This is a genomic window from Pseudomonas sp. IT-P100 (genome assembly GCF_949767185.1).
GTDB lineage: Bacteria > Pseudomonadota > Gammaproteobacteria > Pseudomonadales > Pseudomonadaceae > Aquipseudomonas > Aquipseudomonas fluorescens_B.
The window spans coordinates 240,168-261,226 of record NZ_CATKQK010000058.1 but is presented as its reverse complement, the minus strand read 5'-3'; the positions used below and the strand labels follow the sequence as shown (position 1 = coordinate 261,226).

The following is a 21,059-nucleotide window of genomic DNA, read 5'->3' as shown; positions in this document are numbered from 1 at the left end:
ATGAGCACTCCCATGCAACCGCTGCTTCAATACTTCAAGGCAATACTCAACCCTGGTCCGGGGGTAGTGCTGTTTGCCTTGAGAACCATCGCGGCCGGGCTGTTGACGCTGTACCTGGCGTTTCTGTTCGACCTCGACCAGCCCAAGTGGTCGATCATGGCCGTGGTCATCGTCAGCCAGCCATTGGCCGGGATGGCGTTGGCCCGCAGCTTCGGCCAGGTCATCGGCACGACCCTGGGCGCGATGGTGGCCGTGGTGATCATGGGGATCTTCCCCCAGGCGCCGCTGCCTTTTCTCATTACGCTGTCCCTGTGGCTGGCGCTGTGTACCGCCGGTGGCACCTTGTTGCGCTACACCAGTTCCCAGGCCTTTGTACTCAGCGGTTATACCGCGGTGGTGGTGGGACTCCTGGCGGTCCCTGATCAGGACGGCACCTTCCTGCTCGCCGTGACCCGCGTGACCGAAACGTTGCTCGCGGTGGCCTGCGTGTGTGTCGTCAGCCTTCTGACTGCGCGCCCGGAGGCCGTGGCCAAGGATTACTTTGCCAGGATCGATCAGGTGATCAAACTGCTGGCGACCCATGCCAGCGCTGCTATTCGTACCGAGGAAAGCGAGGCCGATTTCCATCTTCGGCAAATGCAGCTGCTCGGTCAGATCAGCGCACTGGAAGGGGTACGGCGGCATCTGTATTACGATGCGCCGCGTTTGCGCAGTGCCGATGACCTGGTGCAATTGCTCGGCAACCAATTGGTGCTGCTGACCGCTCGGCTCACCGCGTTGCGCCATCAGAGGCAGTTATTGCTCGAGCGTCTGGAAGGCGAGATTCCCCAGGAGGTTCAGCGTTTGCTCGCCGAAGAAGTGTTGTTCCTCGATCAACTGGCGCAGTTGGGGCGCGCGATGCCTAATGAGCAACGGCGCCAATTCGCAGCGTTGCAGAAGCGCTTCGATGATCTGGCCTACCGTTCGGAGCAACTCATCGAGCCGTTTTCGGCGACCTTGCGTTCGCTGTCGTGGTCATTGCGCTGGGAACAGGCGCGTCTGTTACAGCAGTTTGAAACGATTCTGGAACTGAGCGATGCAATCCAGAGCGGGCGCAAAGCCAGCAGCCTCTATCGCGGGCAGAAGAACCCGCTGCACATGGACTACACCCTGGCGGCGACGAACGCGATCCGCGCCTTTTGCGCATTGATGGTGGCCGGTCTGATCTGGATCGAAACCGGTTGGGACGGCGCACGGGGCGGCATGATCGTTGCCGGGATTCTCTGCTCGCTGATGGCCACGTTTCCGCGTCCGTTGCTGGCCGCCCAGAGTTTTGCCCGGGGCCTGGGACTGGCGCTGGTGGTGTCGGCATTTCTGCAATTTTCGCTGGTGCCGATGATCAGCAGTTTCGAGCTGTTGGCGCTGTTACTGGCGCCCTTGCTGTATGCCGTCGCGGTGGGATTGTCCAGCCCGGCCACCACGGGGACGGGGATTGGGCTCGGGTTGTCGACCTTTCTGTTACTGGGCCCGCAGAACACGGGGCTGGGGCAAAACACCGCGACCCAGTGGTTCGAATTTGCCGGCTCGTATGTCTGCGCCGCCGCGTTGGCGTTGAGTGTGTATACCTTGATCTTTCCGTTCAGGCCTGTACTGCGCATTCGCCGGCTGCACCAGGAGAATTGCGAGCAGGTCTACGCCTTGCTGAAAATTCCGCCCACGGATCAAAACCAGTTTGCCTTCGAGAGTCGCATGGTCGACCGCCTGACCATGATGCTGGGGCTGTTGCCGTCCATCCAGGACAAGCCAGCGCGTGACTTGTTCGATGTCAGCCTCGGTTGCATGGCGCTGGGCATTGCGTTGAACCAGCTCAGGCAACAGGGGCAGGACAACGCGTTACTGAGCCCGGAAGTGCAAAACCGGCTGTTCGCTACGGTTAGGGAAACCGGGCGACTGGTCGCCGGCCGGGCCGACGCTGAAGTGGATCGCGTGCTCGATAGCCTGCATGCCCTGGGCGATGAACTGGATGCGCTGCATTCCGGCGTCCATGAGCATCTGTGGTCGGTGTTTCGCATGCGCGTGGCGTTATTGATCGTGGTGTCGTTCCTGGAGCGTCACCGTGGCCACTTTGAACCCGCAACGCCCACAGCAGGAGTACCTGTCCTTGCCGATTGATATGGAAATAGGCGGTGTCTACCTGCCGCCGATTGCTCAGGCGCTGCTGCTGGGCTTGCCGATTTATCTGTTGCTGGACTGGATTTTGCGGCGCCTCGGCGTGTTGCAGTTCGTGTGGCATGAAGCCTTGTTCGAGGGCGCGCTGTACGCCTGCGTGTGTGCCACGTTGATTCTGCTGATGGGAGCCTGATGCAGTGAAGAAAATCCTCGCCCGACTCACGACAGTGGCCGTGGTAGTGCTGGCCTTTGTGCTTGGCTGGTTCGCCTGGGAACATTACACCCGTGCCCCCTGGACCCGGGATGCCCGGGTGCGTGCCGATGTGGTGACCTTGTCCGCCGATGTCGCGGGGCGCATCGTCAACCTTGGCGTGCAGGATAACCAGCATGTGGAGAAGGGCCAGTTGCTGCTGGAAATCGATCCCTCGCGCTACATCCTGGCCGTGGAGCATGCGAAGCGGTCGGTGGAAGTGGCGAAGGCCGCGCTGGGGCAATCCGAAGCGACCATCGTGGCCAGCCAGGCGCTGCTCAAGCAGCGTCAGAGTGAGGAACGCCGTCGCCGTACACTCAAGGAGCGCGCGGCGATTTCCGGTGAAGAGTGGGAAAAATCCAGCACCGATGTCTCGGTGGCCCAGGCCGATTTGATGCGCAACCAGGCCAACCTGGGTTTTGCCCAGGCCAATGTGCATCTGGCCATCGCCGCATTGGCCGAGGCTGAGCACGACCTGGAGCGCACGCGGGTCGAATCGCCGGTCAGTGGCTACGTCACCAATCTGCTGACCCGACAGGGCGACTATGCGACCGCGGGTGGTCCGTTGGTGGCGCTGGTGGACAGCGATTCCTTTTACATCAGCGGCTATTTTGAAGAAACCAAACTGCCGCGAATCGGGGAGGGCGACCGGGTCGACATTGAATTGATGAGTGGCGAACGTTTTGGCGGCACGGTGCAAAGCATCGCTTTCGCCATTGCCGACCGGGAAAACCTGCCCGGCGGCCGTTTGCTGGCCAACATCAATCCCAGTTACACCTGGGTCAAACTGGCACAGCGGGTGCCGGTGCGGATCAAGATCGACGCCGACTATGCCGACAAGGACAAACTGCGGGCGGGGACGACGGCGACAGTGACCATCCAGGAAAGCCACAATGCTCAAGATCACCGCTAATCCCCTGTGGGAGCGAGACTGGCTTGCCGGTCTCGCTCCCACAGGGGAATGCAACATAACTGCAGACAAAAAAAAGCCCCGCGACCGAATGAGCCGCGGGGCAAAAAAAGGGTTGGTTGCGGCCAACCAAAAGAGCTCTGTTACTGGCTGGCGACCGTCTCTGGTTGCCAGCCGCCGCCAAGGGCCTTGTAGATCGCGACAATGCCGCGATACAGATCGACTTCAGCCTGGGCCTGGGTATCTTCCGCCGCCAGACGTTCGCGTTGGGCATCAAGCAGGACGAGGAAGTCCGACGACCCTTCGCGGTAGCGAATTTCTGCCAGGTCGGCGGCTGCGCGGCTGGATTCACTCTGACGAATCAGAGAAATCAGGCGTTGCTGGCGTTTGCCGTAATCGCTGAAGGCGTTTTCCGATTCTTCCAGCGCCAGCAGCACTTGCTGCTCGTAGGTCGCCAGAGCGCCTTCGGCCTCTGCGTCGGCACCGCGCAAGCGAGCTCGAACACTGCCCAGGTCAAACGCTGCCCAGGTGATGCTTGGGCCCAGTGCCCAGGCGTTGGCCGCCGAGGAACCGATCTGCGAACCACGCCCGGCGGTAAAGCCGAGGAAACCACTGAGACTGACCCGTGGGAACAGATCCGCCTTGGCCACACCGATACGTGCCGTGGCCGAAGCCAGTTTGCGTTCGGCACTGAGAATATCCGGACGACGCTGCAGCAGTTCGCCGGGATCACCGATCGGCAGCGCCTTGGCAATCGCTGGCAATTCTTTCGGACTCAGGTCCACCGTCAGCTTGTCCGGGCGCTCACCCAGCAACGTGGCGATGCGGTTTTTCTGCCGAACCTGTTCAGCCTGCAACTGCGGCACGCTGGCTTCGACGGCCGCCAGGCGAGCATCGGCGCGGACCACATCGAGCTGATCGCCGACGCCGGCATCACGCAGGCTTTCGGTGATCTTGCGCGACTCCTGCTGGTTGTTCAGGTTGGCCAGGGCAATCTTTTCCCGCAGTTGTGCGCCGCGCAGTTGACCGTAAGCATCCACCAATTCGGCAATCATGCTGACTTGCAGTTGGTACAGGTCGGCTTCGGCCGCTTGCTGTTCGGCGTCGCTGGATTCCAGGTTGCGCTGGATGCGACCGAACAGGTCCAGTTCCCAGGCCATGTCCAGACCCAGGTCATAGCGTTCGCTGTTGACCCGTTTGGTGGTCTGGCCCGGAATCTGACCTTTGCCCAGATCACTGCTGACGCGGCTGGTGATGGTCGGCATGGCGTCATTGCTGGCGTCATCGCGAATCGCCCGGGCCGCTTTCCAGCGCGCGAAGGCTACGCGCAAATCACGGTTGCCCTGCAGCGATTGCGTCACCAACTGGTTGAGAGTCGGGTCTTCGAACTGCTGCCACCAGATACCTTCGAAACGCGAGCGGTCGAAGTTCTTCTGGCCGGCAGCGCCATCGGTGGCGGTGGTGATGTTGGCCGGTTCAGTGGCTGGGGTCTTGTAGTCCGGGCCGACGGCACAGGCACTCAGGGCCAGTACCAGCAGGCTCGGCAGGAAGGCTTTCAGGCTCATTGTTGCGCCTCCAGTTTCAGGGCCTTGGCCGCTTTGCGTTTCTCACCGCGCTCCACAAAGTTACGAATCAATACGTAGAACACCGGTGTCAGCAACAGACCGAAGAAGGTCACCCCGAGCATCCCGGAGAACACCGCCACACCCATGGCGTGACGCATTTCAGCACCGGCACCGCTGGAGAACACCAGTGGCACCACACCCATGATGAACGCGAAGGAGGTCATCAGGATCGGCCGCAGACGCAGGCGGCAGGCTTCGAGCACCGCAGCCAGCGGGGTCATGCCTTCGTCCTGCTGTTTATCCTTGGCGAACTCGACGATCAGAATCGCGTTCTTGCACGCAAGTCCCACCAGTACGATCAAGCCGATCTGGGTGAAGATGTTGTTGTCGCCTCCCGAAGCAATCACACCCGTGATGGCCGACAGCAGGGTCATCGGTACGATCAGGATCACTGCCAGTGGCAGGCTCCAGCTTTCGTACTGGGCCGCGAGTACCAGGAACGCCAGCAATACGCAGAGCGGGAACACGAACAGCGCGGTGTTGCCGGACAGAATCTGCTGGTAGGTCAGGTCGGTCCACTCGTAGGTCATGCCGTTCGGAAGTTCTTCCTTGAGCAGTTTCTCGATGGCCGCCTGAGCCTGGCCGGAGCTGTAGCCTGGGGCTGCTGCACCGTTGATTTCAGCGGTGATGAAGCCGTTGTAGTGCATCACGCGGTCCGGGCCCGAGGTGTCGCTGACCTTGATAAAGGTCGCCAGCGGGATCATCTCGCCTTTGTTGTTACGCACTTTCAGCTGACCGATCTGGTCCGGCTCGAGGCGGAACTGTTGCTCAGCCTGAACGTTGACCTGATAGGTGCGACCGAAGCGGTTGAAGTCGTTGGCATACAGCGAACCCAGGTAGATCTGCAGGGTGTCGAAGATATCGCTGACAGCCACGCCATGGGTCTTGGCTTTTTCCCGGTCGATAGCGGCATCGACCTGCGGCACGTTCACGGTGTAACTGGTGAACAGCGCGGCCAGTTCCGGCACGTTGTGGCTCTTGGTGATGATGTTCATGGTTTCTTTGTACAGCTCGTCGTAGCCCAGGTTGCCCCGGTCTTCGATCTGCAGGCGGAAACCACCGATGGTGCCAAGGCCTTGTACCGGCGGTGGCGGGAAGATCGCCATGTAGGCTTCCTGAATCCCGGCGAACTGACCGTTCAAGGCACCGGCAATCGCACCGGCGGACATGCTCGGGTCTTTACGCTCGTCGAACGGTTTCAGGGTCACGAACACAATGCCGGCGTTCGGGCTGTTGGTGAAACCGTTGATCGACAGGCCCGGGAACGCTACAGCGCTTTCCACACCAGGCTGTTTCAAGGCCAGGTCGGACATGCGTTTGATCACGTCTTCGGTGCGGTCCAGGCTCGAAGCGTCCGGCAGTTGCGCGAACGCCACCAGGTATTGCTTGTCCTGGCCGGGTACGAAACCGGTCGGGGTGTGAGCGAAACCGAAGAAGGTCAGCACCATCAGGCCTGCGTACAACAGCAGGGCAATACCGCTGCTGCGGATAACCCGGGCTACGGTGCCGACATAGCCATGGCTGGCGCGTTCGAAGAACCGGTTGAACGGACGGAACAGCCAGCCGCCCAAAAGCTTATCAAGCACTTTGGTAAAGCGATCTTTCGGCGCATGGTGGCTCTTGAGAAGCACGGCGGCCAGGGCAGGGGACAGTGTCAGCGAGTTGAACGCCGAGATCACGGTCGAGATGGCAATGGTCAGGGCAAATTGTTTGTAGAACTGGCCGGTGAGTCCGGAAATGAACGCCGCCGGGATAAATACCGCACACAGCACCAGCGCCGTCGCGATGATCGGTCCGGTCACCTCTCGCATGGCTTTCTTGGTGGCTTCTACGGGCGTTTCTCCCAGCTCGATGTGCCTTTCCACGTTCTCCACCACCACGATGGCGTCGTCCACCACGATACCGATGGCCAATACCAATCCGAACAATGACAAGGCGTTCAGCGAGAAGCCGAACAGGTGCATGACCGCAAACGTACCGATCAGCGAAACCGGCACCGCCACCAACGGAATGATCGAGGCACGCCAGGTTTGCAGGAACAGGATCACCACCAGAACCACGAGGATCAGTGCTTCGAAGAGGGTGTGAACCACTGCTTCGATGGAACCGCGCACGAAGATCGTAGGGTCATAGACGATGCTGAAGTCCATGCCTTCCGGGAAGCTCTTCTTCAGCTCCGCCATCTTGTCGCGCACTTCGTTGGAGATTTCGATCGCGTTGGAACCCGGACGCTGGAAGATCGGGATCGCCACCGCCGGTTGGTTGTTCAGCAAGGAGCGCAGGGCGTATTGGCTGGAACCCAGCTCAACGCGTGCGATGTCTTTCAGACGTGTGATTTCACCGTCGTCGCCGGAGCGAATGATGATGTTCTCGAACTCTTCTTCAGAAACCAGGCGACCTTGGGTGTTGACCGACAACTGGAACGCAGTGGCATTCGGTGCAGGCGGGGCGCCCAAGGCACCGGCAGCCACTTGACGGTTCTGCTCACGAATCGCGGTGACCACATCGGTGGCGGTCAGGTTGCGCGAAGCGGTCTTGTTCGGGTCGAGCCACACTCGCAGGGAGTAGTCGCCCATACCGAACAGTTGCACATCACCAACACCGCCCAGGCGCGCCAGCTCATCCTTGATATTGAGCAAGGCGTAGTTGGACAGGTAGAGCATGTCGTAGCGTTTGTCCGGCGAGGTCAAGTGCACAACCATGGTCAGGTCGGGCGAAGCCTTGTCCACGGTGATACCGATACGCGTCACTTCTTCTGGAAGCTTCGGTTCGGTCCGGGTCACGCGGTTCTGCACCTGCACCTGTGCGTTGTCCAGGTCAGTGCCCAGCGCAAAGGTGATGGTCAGGGTGATCTTGCCGTCAGCGGTGGACTGCGAGGACATGTACAGCATGTTCTCGACGCCGGTGATGGCTTGCTCCAGTGGAGCGGCCACGGTTTCACCGATGACTTTTGGGTTGGCGCCCGGGAAGTTGGCACGGACCACAACGGTCGGCGGCACGACTTCCGGGTATTCGCTGATCGGCAACTGGAATAGCGAGATGGCGCCGGCGATCAGGATCAGCAGCGACAGAACCGCTGCAAAGATCGGCCGTGAAATGAAGAATTGGGAAAAATTCATCGGAGTTGTTGTCCCTTAACCGCGTGGAGTCGCAGCAGCCAGTTTCACAACCGAACCCGGCGCGGCCTTGGCAGGCGCGACTTGGGGCAGGTTGCTGGCTTCCAGCGCTTGTCGTTGTTGTGCGAGTGCCGCGAGGGTTTGTTCGCTGGCCATCGGGATCACTTCAGGGGTGACTGGCGAACCGGGACGTACCCGTTGCAGGCCCTTGACGATGATCGTGTCGTCCTTGTTCAGGCCGTTGCGCACGATGCGCAGACCTTCGATTTTCGGACCCAGCTCGACCGCGCGGTAGGCGGTTTTGTTGTCGGCATCCATCACCAACACGAACTTTTTACCCAGGTCGGTGCCGACGGCTTCATCGTTGATCAGCACGGCGGAGTAGGTGCCGCTGCCAACCAGTTTCAGGCGGGCGTACAGGCCAGGGGTGTAAATGCCGTCGGTGTTGTCGAACACTGCGCGACCGCGGATGGTGCCGGTTTTCGGGTTGACCTGGTTGTCGACGAAGTTCATCACGCCCTGGTGCGGGTTGCCGTCCTCATTGGAAAGGCCCAGGTACACCGGGGTGGTGGCGCCGCGTTTGCCCTGGCGAGCGAGCTGGGTGTATTTGAGGAACACACGCTCGTCGGCGTCGAAGTAGGCGTAAACCTTGTCGGTGGACACAACGCTGGTCAGCGCGGTGGTATCGGCGGTGACCAGGTTGCCAGCGGTGATTTCCGCGCGGCTGACGCGGCCGCTGATTGGCGCGGTGACGCGGGTGAAGCTCAGGTTAAGTTTCGCCAGATCCAGTTGCGCTTGAAGGGCACCCACTGCGGCGCGGGCTTCTTGTGCTGCACTTGTGCGCGAATCGGCCAATTCGGCGGAAATCGCGTTGCTGGTGCGCAGACGTTCACCGCGCTGGGCTTCATTTTCACTGCGGGTGGCATTGGCGCGGGATTGGGCAACCAGCGCTTCGAGGCGGCGGACCTCAGCCTGGAACGGGCGTGGGTCGATCTGGAACAGCAGGTCACCTTTCTTGACCAGTGCGCCTTCGGTAAAGGCCACATCATCGATCTGGCCGGAGACCCTTGGGCGAATCTCTACCGTTTCCGGCGCTTCAAGGCGCCCGGTGAATTCGTCCCACTCGTTGACCGGTTGTTCCAGCACCTTGGCGACACTGACTTTCGCCGCAGGCATGGTCGCGGCAGACTCCGGAGCCTTGCCGCAAGCGCTCATCACCAGCACGGCCAACATGGCCAAGGGGAAGCGCAAATGTTTGAGTGACTGTTCCATGGATGCATCCGCCAATGTATTGAGATGGGCGGATGATGCTCGGCGAGGTGGTATGGCACGAATCGAATGAAGCGAAGGTAACTATCATTCGGAATGATATAAGGTCGAAGCAAGCCCTCTAGCATGCGCCTGCCGTACGAGGGCGATCAATGTGCTTGACGGCAATTCTGTGTTGCCGGGAATGCAAGTAATCGGCGTAAGACCGAGTCGCTTCACTCGCGGGCAAGCCGCGCGCCTACAGTCAATTGCATACTCCTGTAGGCGCGAGGATTGCCCGCGAAGGGGGCGTATACCCCAACAAAATGCCAGGCTCAGGACAGGCTGTCCGGATCCCCGAAAAACATCTGAATCCGCGACCTCAGCCAGCGTTCTCCTGGATCATTGTCCTGCGACCCACGCCATGCCATGTGCAATTCAAAGCTGCGCACCGGCAACGGCGGATCTTCCGCCCGCACACCACCGGCTGCCGTCAATGCTTCCGCCGTGTAATCCGGCACGGTGGCGACAATGTCAGTGCCGCTGATCAGCGTGCTCAACCCGTTGAACTGGGGCACCGCGAGCACGACATGCCGTTTGCGTCCGAGTTTTTCCAGTTCTTCATCGATAAAGCCGCTGAGGTCGCCAGCGAAAGACACCAGCGCGTGGGGGCGTTCGCAGAAGTCGTCCAGGCTCAACGGCCCCGGCACCGTATCGGCACGTAACAGCTTGGGCAGGCTGCGACGCAGCACTTTGCGCTTGGCGTTGGCCGGCAAGTCGGCGGTGTAGCTGACGCCGATTGAAATCTCGCCCGAAGCCAGCAGGCTCGGCATCAGAATGTAGTTGGCACGACGCACCACCAGCACAATCCCCGGTGATTCGGCGCGCAGGCGTTTGAGCAGCATCGGCAGCAACGCGAATTCGACATCGTCCGACAGGCCGATGCGGAACACCGCAGTGCTGGTCGCCGGGTCGAATTCCGCCGCACGGCTGACGGCGGTGGAAATCGAGTCCAGGGCCGGCGAAAGCAGGGCGAAGATCTCCACCGCCCGGGCGGACGGTTCCATGCTGCGGCCGGTGCGCACGAACAACGGGTCATCGAACAGCCCGCGCAGGCGCGAGAGCGCCGCACTAATGGCGGGCTGGCCGAGGAACAATTTCTCCGCAGCGCGGGTCACACTGCGTTCGTGCATCAATGTTTCGAATACGATCAACAGGTTCAGGTCGACACGACGCAGGTCATTACGATTCATCTGGAGTCCTGGCAGAGTCATCAAGCTTGACGAGAGCGGCCATATGAGAACAATGGCCGGCATGAATATTACGGGGAAAGGCTGCTACTCTGCACCGAGTAATTCAGTTTTCCTACAAAGGCTGCTTCGGTTTCTTACGACATTTGAAGATGTCGCCGTCGCTGCGGAATCAATGACAGGCATGTCGACTATTAATAGCCACTGATAGTCTTGGGTAGAAAGCCCAGATAGAGTTCAGGGCATTAGAGGTTTCTTTGACGAGGTTTGCGATGTCCCGCACGATCCGTTTTCACAAGTTTGGTCCAGCCGAGGTGCTCAAATGCGAAGAGCATGCGGCCGCTCTCCCTGCGCCGGGCGAAGTGCAGGTGCGCGTCGAGGCGATTGGCATCAGCTGGTACGACATTCTCTGGCGCCAGAACCTGGCCTCGTCCCACGCTCGTTTGCCTTCAGGCCTCGGCCATGAAATGTCCGGCGTCGTGACGGCGGTCGGCGAGGGCGTCGATGACCTGGCGGTCGGTGACAAGGTCGCCAGTTTCCCGGCTGAAAGCCCGAACGACTACCCGGTCTATGGCGAGCAGATCGTTTTGCCACGCTCGGCGCTGACCCGCTATCCGGACGTGCTCAACCCGATCGAAGCGGCGGTGCATTACACGCCTCTGTTGATTGCCTACTTCGCTTATGTCGATCTGGCACGGGTCAAGCCAGGGCAGTTCGCCCTGGTCACCGACGCCAGTCACTGTGCCGGACCTTCTTTCGTCCAATTGGGTAAAGCCCTGGGCGTACGGGTGATTGCCGCCACGAAGACGGCCGAAGAGCGTGAATACTTGCTGTCGCTGGGTGCCGAGAAGGTCATCGTCACCGAGGAAGAAGATCTGCTCATGCGGATCAACAAGATTACCGATAACCGCGGTGTCGATGTGGTGTTCGATGGTTTGGGTGGCCCTCAGATGTCTCTGCTCGGCGATGTGCTCGCACCTCGCGGCAGCCTGGTGTTGTACGGCCTGCAAGGGGGCAACCAGACGCCATTCCCGGCCTGCGCAGCGTTCCAGAAGAACATTCAGTTCTTTGTGCACTGCATCGGCAACTTCACCGGCAAGCCGGAACTGGGCATCATTCAGGATCAGGCCGCACTGCAACGTGCCTTGCGCGACATCAACCAGATGACCGCCGATCGCGTTCTACTGCCACTCAAGACCCGGGTCTTCCCGTTTTCCGAGTTTGTCGAAGCACACCGCTACATGGACGAATGCCCATGCCGCGAACGGGTCGCCCTGCAAGTCGAACCTGCGTAACACCCCTCTGAAAAGTCCGTGCCCCGCACGGACTTTTTTTATGCGTACGGGAAAATGAAACGTCCCTGTCGATCAGGTCGGTTCAGCAACTGAACTGGTTTTTGCTCTTGATCTGTATCTTCTAATCGTCATCTAAGCCCTGATAATTGAATGATTACTTTCATCTCAAGGAAAGAGTCATGTCTGGGTATCGGTTTGATACTTTTAAATGCACATCGTTAATATATTTCCGACAAACCGTTGATCGTTGTGCAGTTGCCAAACAATCATCTGCGACTTCTTTCTTTATTTCTTGTGCTAAATGTCTGTGGGATGTTGTCGGACATTTCCTAGGATCTCCCTTCCAGCCCAGGAGCGCCGGTATTACGGGGCTTTGCGGCGGCCTGTCTGTTGCCGGGACAACCGCACCGAGCAGGCATTTCAAATAATTACAGAAGCTTAAGTGTTAGCATTTGGGAACAACGTCCAGCACTTCAATCGTGGCAGCTAATCGATTTACGCCGTGCATATCGTTGTTTGCTCACGGTTGAACTTATGAGTATCAGGTAGATAAAGATGACCCTTATCCATGACCAGGCGATGAGTTATGTCTATCAGCAAGTGCTGCAACGCTTGCTGAGTTTCTTTTCCCGGGCCGAACGCACAGCGTTGCAGTTGATGATTCAGCGATTAGTGGTCACCGCCGGTGGCATGGATCGCATTGGTGATTACAAGGTGCTGGCCATCCAGTCCGGGTCCCGGGACAGTTGCTACACCCTGGCACTGCTACGCGCCGCGCAGCTCAGTATTGCCGGCAGGGCACCTTCTACCTTCCAGCTGCGTGTGGCTTCATTGCGCATGAACGGCATCAGTTCGACGGTTCAAGACAACATCCATCGCAGCTGCAGCGCCTTGTTCCTCTACGATGATCCCAGGGTCGAAGTATTGATGGCCGATAATCGGGAGGTTTTGCCGTTCAGGCACTTGTCTCCAATTTCGGACGCGGGGCGCGAAGGCAATCGACTCAATCTGCTGATGGTGGGACATCGTCGGTCCCTCGACGGACCGGTCGATCTATGGGACGACGGGTATCTGGCCACTGGCGAATTCGTTGGGCAAATTGCCCGGTGGAACAACGGCGTCGATGCGTTGATCAGCAGCGACTCACCGCGTCAGCAGAAACTGTTTATCGAGGGCTTGAAGCGGGCGGCGGCGAAGGCCGGGCTCACGACGTCCAGTCATTCTGGAACCGGTTTTGACATGCTGTTTGCAGTGCTCGACGAACTCGGCAGCGATTGTTACCGCACGTTTTATGACGGAGAGGGCCAGGCGCAATGGCGTCCGGCCGAACAGTTTGAAGCCTGCCGTCGCACCACGTTCATCGACATTCACGACCTGCTGGTCGGCAACCGGGAAGACCGATGGCCGCTGCTCACCGAATTTCTGGGTTTTCAGTCTGACGAACTCACGGCACAGCTCAGTGACAACGACTACGTCAGTCCCTCTATCTCTGCCCATGTCCGGGGTTTGCAGGCGTGTTTCATGCACGGTGACAGCTATGAATCCGGCGTCGCCGACTACTTGCAGCGAGCCTTGGTGATGATGCGTCGCAAGCGGTTGCCGGAGCGTCTGTGCGAGCAAGCCGTGGAGACCTTTGGCAACCCGGCGAGGCTGTCCGATCAGCGTGCACTGGCTGCGGCCGAGGCGCAGAAAAGCCTTGGGTTGAACGAGGCGCAGCTGGTGTGCCTGCTCTTCGCGCCTTTTGTCGAAAACGGTGCCGGGCTTGAGCGTTTCCTGCGTCAGTGCCACCCTGGCATGCTGGTGGCAATGCCTGACTTGCACCGGGCGATGCAGGGCAACCCGGTGCCGGAACAGATTGTGCACTGGATGGTCGACGTCAGCGGGCTGCCTGTCAGCCTGATCGGCAAGCTGTACCGCATGGGGCCGACGCCTGACGTCGAGGGCAGGGTGACCGACGGGGAGCCGGCCGACGCGCACGGGCAATCCGAAGCCGCCAGTCATGACCATGATGCTGCGGTGGCGGGTGAATGGTCAGCGGGACATTGAAAGGACCTCGCGAGACTGACTTTGCCTATCAGGCGGTGTACCGATACTTGACCCACCTGATCAACGAGCCGGTCAGCGACACGAATGTTCGCTTGCCGTCGTTACGCCAGTTGGCGAATCGACTGGGCGTGTCGATCTCGACTATCCAGTACGCTTATTCGCTGCTGGAAAAAGAAGGGCGTGTCTATTCGGTGGCCAAGTCCGGCTACTACGCGTTGCCGGTGTCCTCGATCAATATGCCGGGCAGTGGCAACGACCTCCTCGAAACCGTCTATGTCAGTGCCAGGCGCCCGGGCATGCTGGTCTTCAGTGCCGATGAGCCGGCGCTGCTGCAGCCTCTCGACAGTCCGTTGTTGCTGCTGGAGCGCGAACTGCTGCGCCAATACCCGCGTCTGCCACAACCACCTTCACAACCTTGCGGCGAGCTCGAACTGCGCACCGCTCTTGCGGCGCGTTACACCACGTCGCCAGTGCGTTGCTGGCATGCCGATGACGTTTATGTTGGCGCAGACTTGCGCGGAGTCCTGGAAATATTGATCGCTGTGCTGGGTCTCAAGGACGCCGCGGTGGTCGTCGAGTCGCCGTGTGACTGGACGATCCTGCGCTTGCTTCAGGCCGCGGATGTTCAAGTGATCGAATGGCCAGTGCAAGCCAATGGCAGCCTGGACGTCGAGCGACTCAAGGAACTGCTGGAAACCCGGCCGGTGCAGCTGGTGATGCTGTCGTCGGGGTTGAGTGCGCCGCGGGGCAGTCTGCCGCCCGACGACAATCGACTGGCCATTGCGCAGTTGCTGGAACAGCATGGCAGTTGGGTGCTGGAAAACGACTGTTACGGCGACCTCGAATTCGAGCCAGGCGGCTCGCGATTCCGCGACCTGCTCGACCCCGGCCGGCTGATCGTGTTCTCCACGTTCGAGAAAATCATCGGTTCGGAAGCGCCGTACGGCTATCTGCTGTCGCGACATTTCAGCGAGCAATTGCAGCGGCACTTCCTGCTGCGCTCATTTCGCCTGTCGCCGATTCGCCAGAAAGCCATTGCCCGTTTGTACGGCAATGGCCGGATCGATCAGCACCTTCAGGTGCTGCGCAGGTTGCTCAAGGATCGCAAGGTGCACATGACGCAGCTATTGCAGGAGCGTCTGGGCGACGCCCTGCATGTCGTCGATCCTCAGGGCGGGGCGACGATCTGGGCACGCTCACTGCGTCAGGTCGATATGCGTCGCGTGTTCCAGCGCTTGCTCAAGCATCATGTGGTGATTGCGCCGGGCGAACTCTTCAGTCTGCAGGGGCTGCATACGCAGCATTTGCGCTTGAGTCATGCGTTCGGCGGAGATCATGACATCGGTGCTGCATTGAGCCTGCTGGGAGATGCCTTGCGACTGGAGTCGGTGGACTGAACACGGCCGTAAACATCGTTTGTGCCCATGGATCGATCCCATCGCGTTGCGGTCAAACTGCCAGTAAACTGCTGTCCTATTCCTGAACCACTCTATTTCAGAGGTTTTGCATGACACTCAGTCCTTTTGCGGGCAAACCGGCACCGGCAGAATCGTTGGTCGACATCCCGCGACTGGTCACGGCCTATTACACTGGCCAGCCCGATGCCGCCATCTCCACCCAACGCGTCGCCTTCGGCACGTCCGGGCACCGGGGCAGCTCGTTCGACCTGAGTTTCAATGAATGGCACGTCCTGGCAATCAGCCAGGCGATCTGCCTGTACCGCGAAGCCCAGGGCATCGACGGGCCACTGTTCGTCGGCATCGATACCCACGCGCTGTCCACCCCGGCCGGCGCCAGCGCCCTCGAAGTATTGGCGGCCAATGGCGTGACCGTGATGATTGCCGAGGGTGATGAATACACCCCGACACCGGCGATTTCCCACGCGATCCTCTGCTACAACCGCGGCCGCACCTCGGGGCTCGCGGACGGCATCGTCATCACGCCGTCCCATAACCCGCCGCAAAGCGGTGGCTACAAATACAACCCTACCAACGGTGGCCCGGCCGACACCCACATCACCAAATGGATCGAAGCCAAGGCCAACGAGCTGCTGGGCAACAAGCTCGCTGGTGTCAAACGCATCAGCTATGAACAGGCGCTGAAGGCCAGCACCACCCATCGTCATGATTACCTCAACACCTATGTGGCCGACCTGATCAACGTGATCGACTTCGATGCCATTCGCGGTGCCAAGCTGCATCTGGGCGTTGATCCGCTGGGCGGAGCAGGGGTTCGCTACTGGTCGGCGATTGCCGAACATTACAAGCTGGACCTGGACGTGGTGAACAAGCAGGTCGATCCGACATTCCGTTTCATGACGGTCGACTGGGATGGCCAGATCCGCATGGACCCGTCATCCAGCCACGCGATGCAAGGCCTGATCGGCTTGAAAGAACGCTTCGACGTGGCGTTCGCCTGCGATCCGGATCACGACCGCCACGGCATCGTGACCCCGTCGGGTGGTTTGCTGGCGCCGAACAGTTACCTGGCGGTATCGATCGACTACCTGTTCCAGAACCGTCCGCAATGGCGCGCTGATGCGGCCGTGGGCAAAACCGTGGTCAGCAGCGGTCTGATCGATCGCGTGGCCAAGCGTCTGGGCCGTCGCCTGTACGAAGTACCGGTCGGTTTCAAATGGTTTGCGGACGGGCTGTTCGACGGCTCGCTGGGGTTTGGCGGAGAGGAAAGTGCCGGCGCGTCGTTCCTGCGCAAGGACGGCGGTGTCTGGAGTACAGACAAGGACGGTTTGATCCCGGCGCTGTTGGCAGCAGAAATGACCGCTCGTACCGGTCGTGACCCAAGCCAGGCTTATCGCGCGTTGACTGACGAACTGGGCGAACCGTTCTCGGTGCGAGTCGACGCCAAGGCCAATCCGGAGCAGAAAGCCCTGCTGAGCAAGTTGTCGCCGGAACAGGTCACCTCGACCCAGTTGGCGGGCGAAGCGATCCAGAGCATCCTCAGCCATGCGCCGGGCAACGACCAGGCCATCGGCGGTCTGAAAGTCATGACCGAAAACGGGTGGTTCGCGGCGCGTCCATCGGGTACGGAGGACATCTACAAGATCTACGCCGAAAGTTTCGTCAGTGACGAACACCTGAAGCAGTTGGTGGCTGAAGCGCAAACATTGGTGGATGGCGCTATTTCCGCGAAGTGATCGAGTGCCCTGTGGTGGGGGAGCAAGCTTCCTGGCCACAATGGCTTATAAAAAATGGGCGGCCATTTCTGGTCGCCCATTTTTTTGCCCTGCATTTACCCCATCAAGCCAGGTCCACCAACACAATCTCACTGTCCTCAATGGCCGTTACCCGCAACACCTGCTCATCGGCCACTGCAACACCGTCTCGAGCTTGTGCGCGCAACCCATTGACTTCAATCACTCCCGTGGCTGGCACGAGGTAAGCACGACGGCCGCTGTCCAGCCGATACTCGGCAGACTCGCCAGCCTTCAGGTTCGCGGCCACCAGCCGCGCATCCGCACGAATCCGCAGGCTTTGGTCGTCGCCGCTCTTGCCGCTGGCCAGCGTCACGAAACCTTCGCGCTGGCCTTTCGGGAACGGCTTGGCGCCCCAAGACGGTGCCAGGCCGGTTTCGTTCGGGATGATCCAGATCTGGAAGATTCTGGTTTCGGTGGCTTCCAGGTTGTACTCGCTGTGTGCGATCCCGGTGCCGGCACTCATGACCTGAACGTCGCCCGCTTCGGTGCGGCCTTTGTTGCCGAGGTTGTCTTCGTGGGTAATCGCGCCTTCACGAACGTAAGTGATGATTTCCATGTCCCGGTGGGGGTGTTTCGGGAAGCCGGTGCCGGAGGCGATCACGTCATCGTTCCACACCCGCAAGTTGCCCCAGTTCATACGTTTTGGGTCGTGGTACTCGGCGAACGAAAAATGGTGATGAGCATCCAGCCAGCCGTGGTGGGCGCCGCCCAGGGAGTTGAAAGGTCTGAGTTCGAGCATGATCGTCTCCTGAAATGGGTTTTTGATGGCGAGCATCATCCGTCAGGGACTGATCGATAAAAAGCGTAAAAAATGCCTCAGTATCATCGGATAAATTGATGTGAAATAGCCTCGAAACATTCTCACCCGGCCTTCACTTCATCGCATAAGCCGATGACCTGTAAGCATTTCACTAGAACTCAACGGCAAATGCAGACACCATAGTCTTCAACAGCCTCACACCCTGGAGTCAGTCCGCGTGCCGCAACACACCCCCGATCTTCCTCCTGAACTTCGTCCCTTGGCCGAGATGCCGCTGCTCAAGCGTCTTGCGGCCCGGTTCTTCGGCCATGGCCTGACCCGGCTGCGCGCGCAACACCGCGCGTCATGGTTGCATGGCCAGGCGGATGGCTTCCGCAGTGGCCACATCGCGGGGGTGGATTATGGCTATAAGGAAGGCAAGCTCGAAGGGTTGGAGGAAGGTCGGCAGGTGTTGCTGATCCGAGATTCGCGTTCGACCGAACACCGCCCACCCAGCGTCGACGACAACCTGTTCGATGATTGGCGCCTACCGCTGAGTGCTGACTTGAAAAAGCGCATGAAGGCTGACGTCGCCCGGTTTCTGCCAGCCCATGCCCAGCCCAGCGCTGCACAGTGGAAGATGATTTTCAGCGACACGCCATCAACATCGGTGATCGCCGGCGCGGGGGCGGGCAAGTCCACCACGCTGGTGCTGCGTATCTTGCTGCTGACTCACTACCTGGGTTTCGAACTTGACTCGATGACCGTGGTGACGTTTACGCGTGAGTCGCGCAAGGACTTCATCAATAAGCTGATCGAGCTGTTTGCGCTCTGGGGCCGAGAGCTGAGCTTCAAACAAGCACGGGATCTGGTGCGGACCTTCCATTCGCGAATCCTGCCGATGGTGCGCAGTCTGCCGGGCTTCGAACGGCTACAAGCCTTCGAAAACCTCAGCCACCGCTCTCAAAATAGCGATGAGGAGGCCGACAGCAATCCGTTCGACCTTCGCATCAATGACGCCCAGCGTCAGCAGCTCAACGCCTGTTATCACAACCTGCACACCCGCGATGAACGTTTTCGCAATCTGATCACGCCGTTATCCCGCCATGCCTTGCAGCTCAAGGAATTGGAGCGCGATCACCCGGACGTGCAAAAGCGCATGGCCGTGACCGAACTGGCCGCGAAGCGAGATGAAGAGTTGTGCGATTTCATCGAGGACTTGTGGTTCCGCGCCGGTGCCTGGCCGATCAAGGGCATCGAGCCCAATCGTCAGTCGTTCGATATCAACGGCTCGACGTTTCACTGCCATGGCTACATTCCAAGCCTGGACGCCTGGGTGGTGCTGGGGTTCGATCCGCGGGAAAACCCGCAGGTCAGCCGCCCGAATGCCAAGCTCAGCGTTCGTGCCGAGTGGGCTGTAAAGCGAACACTGTTTCAAGCTTTCTGTCGTAAGCCTTTGATATGGCTGGATAGTTACGAATCTTCAAAACGTGTTTTGGCTTCGCTCGCAGGGGATGCCAGCGCCGGGCCGGGGTTCGATTACAAGGTCAAGGGCGAACTCGGTTCCGCGCCGTTGCTCGACTGTTTTGTCGCAGCGGCTGGATTTATCGAGAACCTGGGCCTGGATGTTCCGGGCGCGGTTGGCCAGATGAGTTTCGCCAAGGACGACCCGGACCGTTTTTTCTTCGAAGCCTTGAGTCTTTACTGGCGTGCGCTGGAAGATCATCTGCTGGATCAAAAACCACCGGTGATGACCTACAACCGCATGTTTGCCTTGTTCAGCGAGCACTCCCCGGAAAATCAGAAGCTGCTGAGTGACGAATTGCTGCGACCGCTGTCGCACCTGATGATCGACGAATTTCAGGATGTATCGCCGCAGATCGTTTCCTGGATTCGTGCCAGTCTGGCGGAAATTCGCAGTCGTGGCCCGGCCATGCACGTCGGTCGCGGCGCGCAGCGTTCGTCGCTGCTCTGCGTGGGTGATGACTGGCAGTCCATTTATGGATGGCGCGGCAGTTCACCCACGTACTTCATGGAGTTCAACAAGGAATTCCCGTCGCCGAGCACCACCAAGGTCATGCTCAGTGACAATTATCGCAGCCATCAGCACATCATCGATGCCGCCGAACATATCGTGCGCGCCGCGCCCGCCATTGCCGGGAAAAAGGCCAGGGCCAGTGGCGAGGCCAGGTCGTTGCTTCCAGTGAATGTGCTGGATCGCGACGATAAGGGCATGGCCATGCGGCTGATGGAGCACTACAGAAAGGGTGACTCAATCTTGATGCTTTATCGAAAAAGTAGCGATAAGTCATTGATAGAAGAGCATATTCAGTCTGTAGTTAATGTAGATTCTAGCTTGCCGTACGAGTCGCGTCGATTGAAGCAATTGACCTATCACAGCGCCAAGGGCCTTCAGGCCGATGCGGTGTTTCTGCTGGGAGATTGTCAGCACCTGACCAGTTCGCCTTACAAGAATCAGGTCTACCGCATGGCAGGTCTGGGCAAGGCTGGCGACAGAGAAGCTTACGATAACGCACAAAAAGACGAGATTCTGCGACTGGCCTATGTCGGCATCACGCGTGCGGTGAGTCATTGCTACTGGTACGTCGATGGTCAGGACACTCAGGCGGCGAACATGCCGAAGGCTTCCGATAAGATCGGCAAGGGCAAACCATTCTTTGCCGATCACCGCGCGGGCAAGGCTGGTTAATCAGCGGACAATAAAAAGCCCACCTGACGTGGGCTTTTTTACGGCTGACTGAGCCTTCAGGCATAACTCCTGAGGGCTGCCGGTGGAATGAAAGACTCAAGTTCATCCTCCACCGCTTCGATTATGCGTTCCACATCCGCGGCATTCATGACTGTTGCGCAGGGTATACCAGCGATGGCGATCATGGTCTCGCCACTGGCGCGGTCAAACAGACGGGCGATCATGCTGCCCGGTGCATCCATGCTCGCCTCAAAACCCATGGGATGAAAATGCCAGCGCATCAGCTGGCAGGCGTTTGGAAAGGTGACTTTACTGAACCCTTTATTCATATGTTGCCCGCCTTCTTCATCGAGCGCTTCCGTTAGCTCATGGTAGGAGGGAAGAGCCTTCATTGGCTCAACCGGTGACTGCATTTAAAAGTAGCATCCGGATGTGAAAATAATGTGGATTTTTCAGGCCGTTTAGCGATTGGTTCAGTTTTTTTTGATTCAGATCACAGCGCCACAAT

14 protein-coding genes are annotated in these 21,059 nt (G+C 59.3%); 8 read left to right on the top strand and 6 right to left on the bottom strand.

Annotated elements, in window-relative coordinates; translation table 11 throughout:
• Genes ACM6IQ_RS29285 through ACM6IQ_RS29275 form a run of 3 tightly spaced genes read left to right on the top strand, consistent with a single transcriptional unit; the run spans position 1 to position 3,311 of the window.
• Positions 1–2,151, top strand: a complete 2,151-nt coding sequence (locus ACM6IQ_RS29285) for an FUSC family protein (protein WP_414880498.1) — start codon at positions 1–3, stop codon at positions 2,149–2,151.
• Positions 2,141–2,341: a DUF1656 domain-containing protein gene (locus ACM6IQ_RS29280; protein ID WP_031318903.1), complete on the top strand. Its 201-nt coding sequence runs from the start codon at positions 2,141–2,143 to the stop codon at positions 2,339–2,341. The genes ACM6IQ_RS29285 and ACM6IQ_RS29280 overlap by 11 nt, the downstream gene beginning before the upstream one ends.
• A gap of 4 nt (positions 2,342–2,345) precedes the next feature.
• Complete coding sequence (locus ACM6IQ_RS29275; RefSeq protein ID WP_414880497.1) at positions 2,346–3,311, top strand: biotin/lipoyl-binding protein; 966 nt, start codon at positions 2,346–2,348, stop codon at positions 3,309–3,311.
• Positions 3,312–3,451: 140 nt separating this feature from the next.
• Here the strand turns inward: ACM6IQ_RS29275 and ACM6IQ_RS29270 are convergent, their stop codons facing one another.
• From ACM6IQ_RS29270 to ACM6IQ_RS29255, 4 genes are all read right to left on the bottom strand, one after another.
• The gene (locus ACM6IQ_RS29270; protein WP_017338749.1) at positions 3,452–4,873 is read right to left on the bottom strand and encodes an efflux transporter outer membrane subunit; all 1,422 of its coding nucleotides are present in this window, start codon (positions 4,871–4,873) and stop codon (positions 3,452–3,454) included.
• The gene (locus ACM6IQ_RS29265) at positions 4,870–8,052 is read right to left on the bottom strand and encodes an efflux RND transporter permease subunit (protein ID WP_017338750.1); all 3,183 of its coding nucleotides are present in this window, start codon (positions 8,050–8,052) and stop codon (positions 4,870–4,872) included. The genes ACM6IQ_RS29270 and ACM6IQ_RS29265 overlap by 4 nt, the downstream gene beginning before the upstream one ends.
• Before the next feature lie 15 nt (positions 8,053–8,067).
• Positions 8,068–9,321 (bottom strand): multidrug efflux RND transporter periplasmic adaptor subunit MexE, encoded by a 1,254-nt coding sequence (mexE, locus tag ACM6IQ_RS29260; protein WP_414880496.1) that lies wholly within the window; start codon positions 9,319–9,321, stop codon positions 8,068–8,070.
• A gap of 311 nt (positions 9,322–9,632) precedes the next feature.
• Complete coding sequence (locus ACM6IQ_RS29255; protein WP_017338753.1) at positions 9,633–10,550, bottom strand: LysR family transcriptional regulator; 918 nt, start codon at positions 10,548–10,550, stop codon at positions 9,633–9,635.
• Between the two features lie 269 nt (positions 10,551–10,819).
• Between ACM6IQ_RS29255 and ACM6IQ_RS29250 the strand changes: the two genes are divergently transcribed.
• The 4 genes from ACM6IQ_RS29250 (at position 10,820) to pgm (ending at position 17,042) form a co-directional block, all read left to right on the top strand.
• The gene (locus ACM6IQ_RS29250) at positions 10,820–11,842 is read left to right on the top strand and encodes a zinc-dependent alcohol dehydrogenase family protein (protein WP_017338754.1); all 1,023 of its coding nucleotides are present in this window, start codon (positions 10,820–10,822) and stop codon (positions 11,840–11,842) included.
• A gap of 555 nt (positions 11,843–12,397) precedes the next feature.
• Positions 12,398–13,888 (top strand): hypothetical protein, encoded by a 1,491-nt coding sequence (locus ACM6IQ_RS29245; RefSeq protein WP_414880495.1) that lies wholly within the window; start codon positions 12,398–12,400, stop codon positions 13,886–13,888.
• Positions 13,885–15,285 (top strand): PLP-dependent aminotransferase family protein, encoded by a 1,401-nt coding sequence (locus tag ACM6IQ_RS29240; protein WP_414880511.1) that lies wholly within the window; start codon positions 13,885–13,887, stop codon positions 15,283–15,285. The genes ACM6IQ_RS29245 and ACM6IQ_RS29240 overlap by 4 nt, the downstream gene beginning before the upstream one ends.
• 110 nt (positions 15,286–15,395) lie before the next feature.
• Positions 15,396–17,042: a phosphoglucomutase (alpha-D-glucose-1,6-bisphosphate-dependent) gene (gene pgm / locus ACM6IQ_RS29235; RefSeq protein ID WP_017338757.1), complete on the top strand. Its 1,647-nt coding sequence runs from the start codon at positions 15,396–15,398 to the stop codon at positions 17,040–17,042.
• A gap of 103 nt (positions 17,043–17,145) precedes the next feature.
• On the opposite strand, the gene ACM6IQ_RS29230 is transcribed toward pgm, so the two are convergent.
• Entirely contained in the window at positions 17,146–17,841 is a 696-nt protein-coding gene (locus ACM6IQ_RS29230; protein WP_031318906.1) for a pirin family protein, read from the bottom strand.
• 238 nt (positions 17,842–18,079) lie between these two features.
• Between ACM6IQ_RS29230 and ACM6IQ_RS29225 the strand changes: the two genes are divergently transcribed.
• The gene (locus ACM6IQ_RS29225; RefSeq protein WP_414880494.1) at positions 18,080–20,551 is read left to right on the top strand and encodes a UvrD-helicase domain-containing protein; all 2,472 of its coding nucleotides are present in this window, start codon (positions 18,080–18,082) and stop codon (positions 20,549–20,551) included.
• A gap of 56 nt (positions 20,552–20,607) precedes the next feature.
• Here ACM6IQ_RS29225 and ACM6IQ_RS29220 read toward each other — a convergent pair whose 3' ends face one another.
• Complete coding sequence (locus ACM6IQ_RS29220; protein WP_031318908.1) at positions 20,608–20,880, bottom strand: DUF1652 domain-containing protein; 273 nt, start codon at positions 20,878–20,880, stop codon at positions 20,608–20,610.
• Positions 20,881–21,059: the final 179 nt, after the last annotated feature.

What these genes read in the sequence shown, in the direction of transcription:
- mexE (WP_414880496.1), bottom strand. Translation starts at nt 9,321, where the DNA reads ATGGAACAGTCACTCAAACATTTGCGCTTCCCCTTGGCCATGTTGGCC.
- ACM6IQ_RS29230 (WP_031318906.1), bottom strand. Translation starts at nt 17,841, where the DNA reads ATGCTCGAACTCAGACCTTTCAACTCCCTGGGCGGCGCCCACCACGGC.
- ACM6IQ_RS29245 (WP_414880495.1), top strand. Translation starts at nt 12,398, where the DNA reads ATGACCCTTATCCATGACCAGGCGATGAGTTATGTCTATCAGCAAGTG.
- ACM6IQ_RS29255 (WP_017338753.1), bottom strand. Translation starts at nt 10,550, where the DNA reads ATGAATCGTAATGACCTGCGTCGTGTCGACCTGAACCTGTTGATCGTA.
- pgm (WP_017338757.1), top strand. Translation starts at nt 15,396, where the DNA reads ATGACACTCAGTCCTTTTGCGGGCAAACCGGCACCGGCAGAATCGTTG.
- ACM6IQ_RS29265 (WP_017338750.1), bottom strand. Translation starts at nt 8,052, where the DNA reads ATGAATTTTTCCCAATTCTTCATTTCACGGCCGATCTTTGCAGCGGTT.
- ACM6IQ_RS29250 (WP_017338754.1), top strand. Translation starts at nt 10,820, where the DNA reads ATGTCCCGCACGATCCGTTTTCACAAGTTTGGTCCAGCCGAGGTGCTC.
- ACM6IQ_RS29285 (WP_414880498.1), top strand. Translation starts at nt 1, where the DNA reads ATGAGCACTCCCATGCAACCGCTGCTTCAATACTTCAAGGCAATACTC.
- ACM6IQ_RS29270 (WP_017338749.1), bottom strand. Translation starts at nt 4,873, where the DNA reads ATGAGCCTGAAAGCCTTCCTGCCGAGCCTGCTGGTACTGGCCCTGAGT.
- ACM6IQ_RS29220 (WP_031318908.1), bottom strand. Translation starts at nt 20,880, where the DNA reads ATGAATAAAGGGTTCAGTAAAGTCACCTTTCCAAACGCCTGCCAGCTG.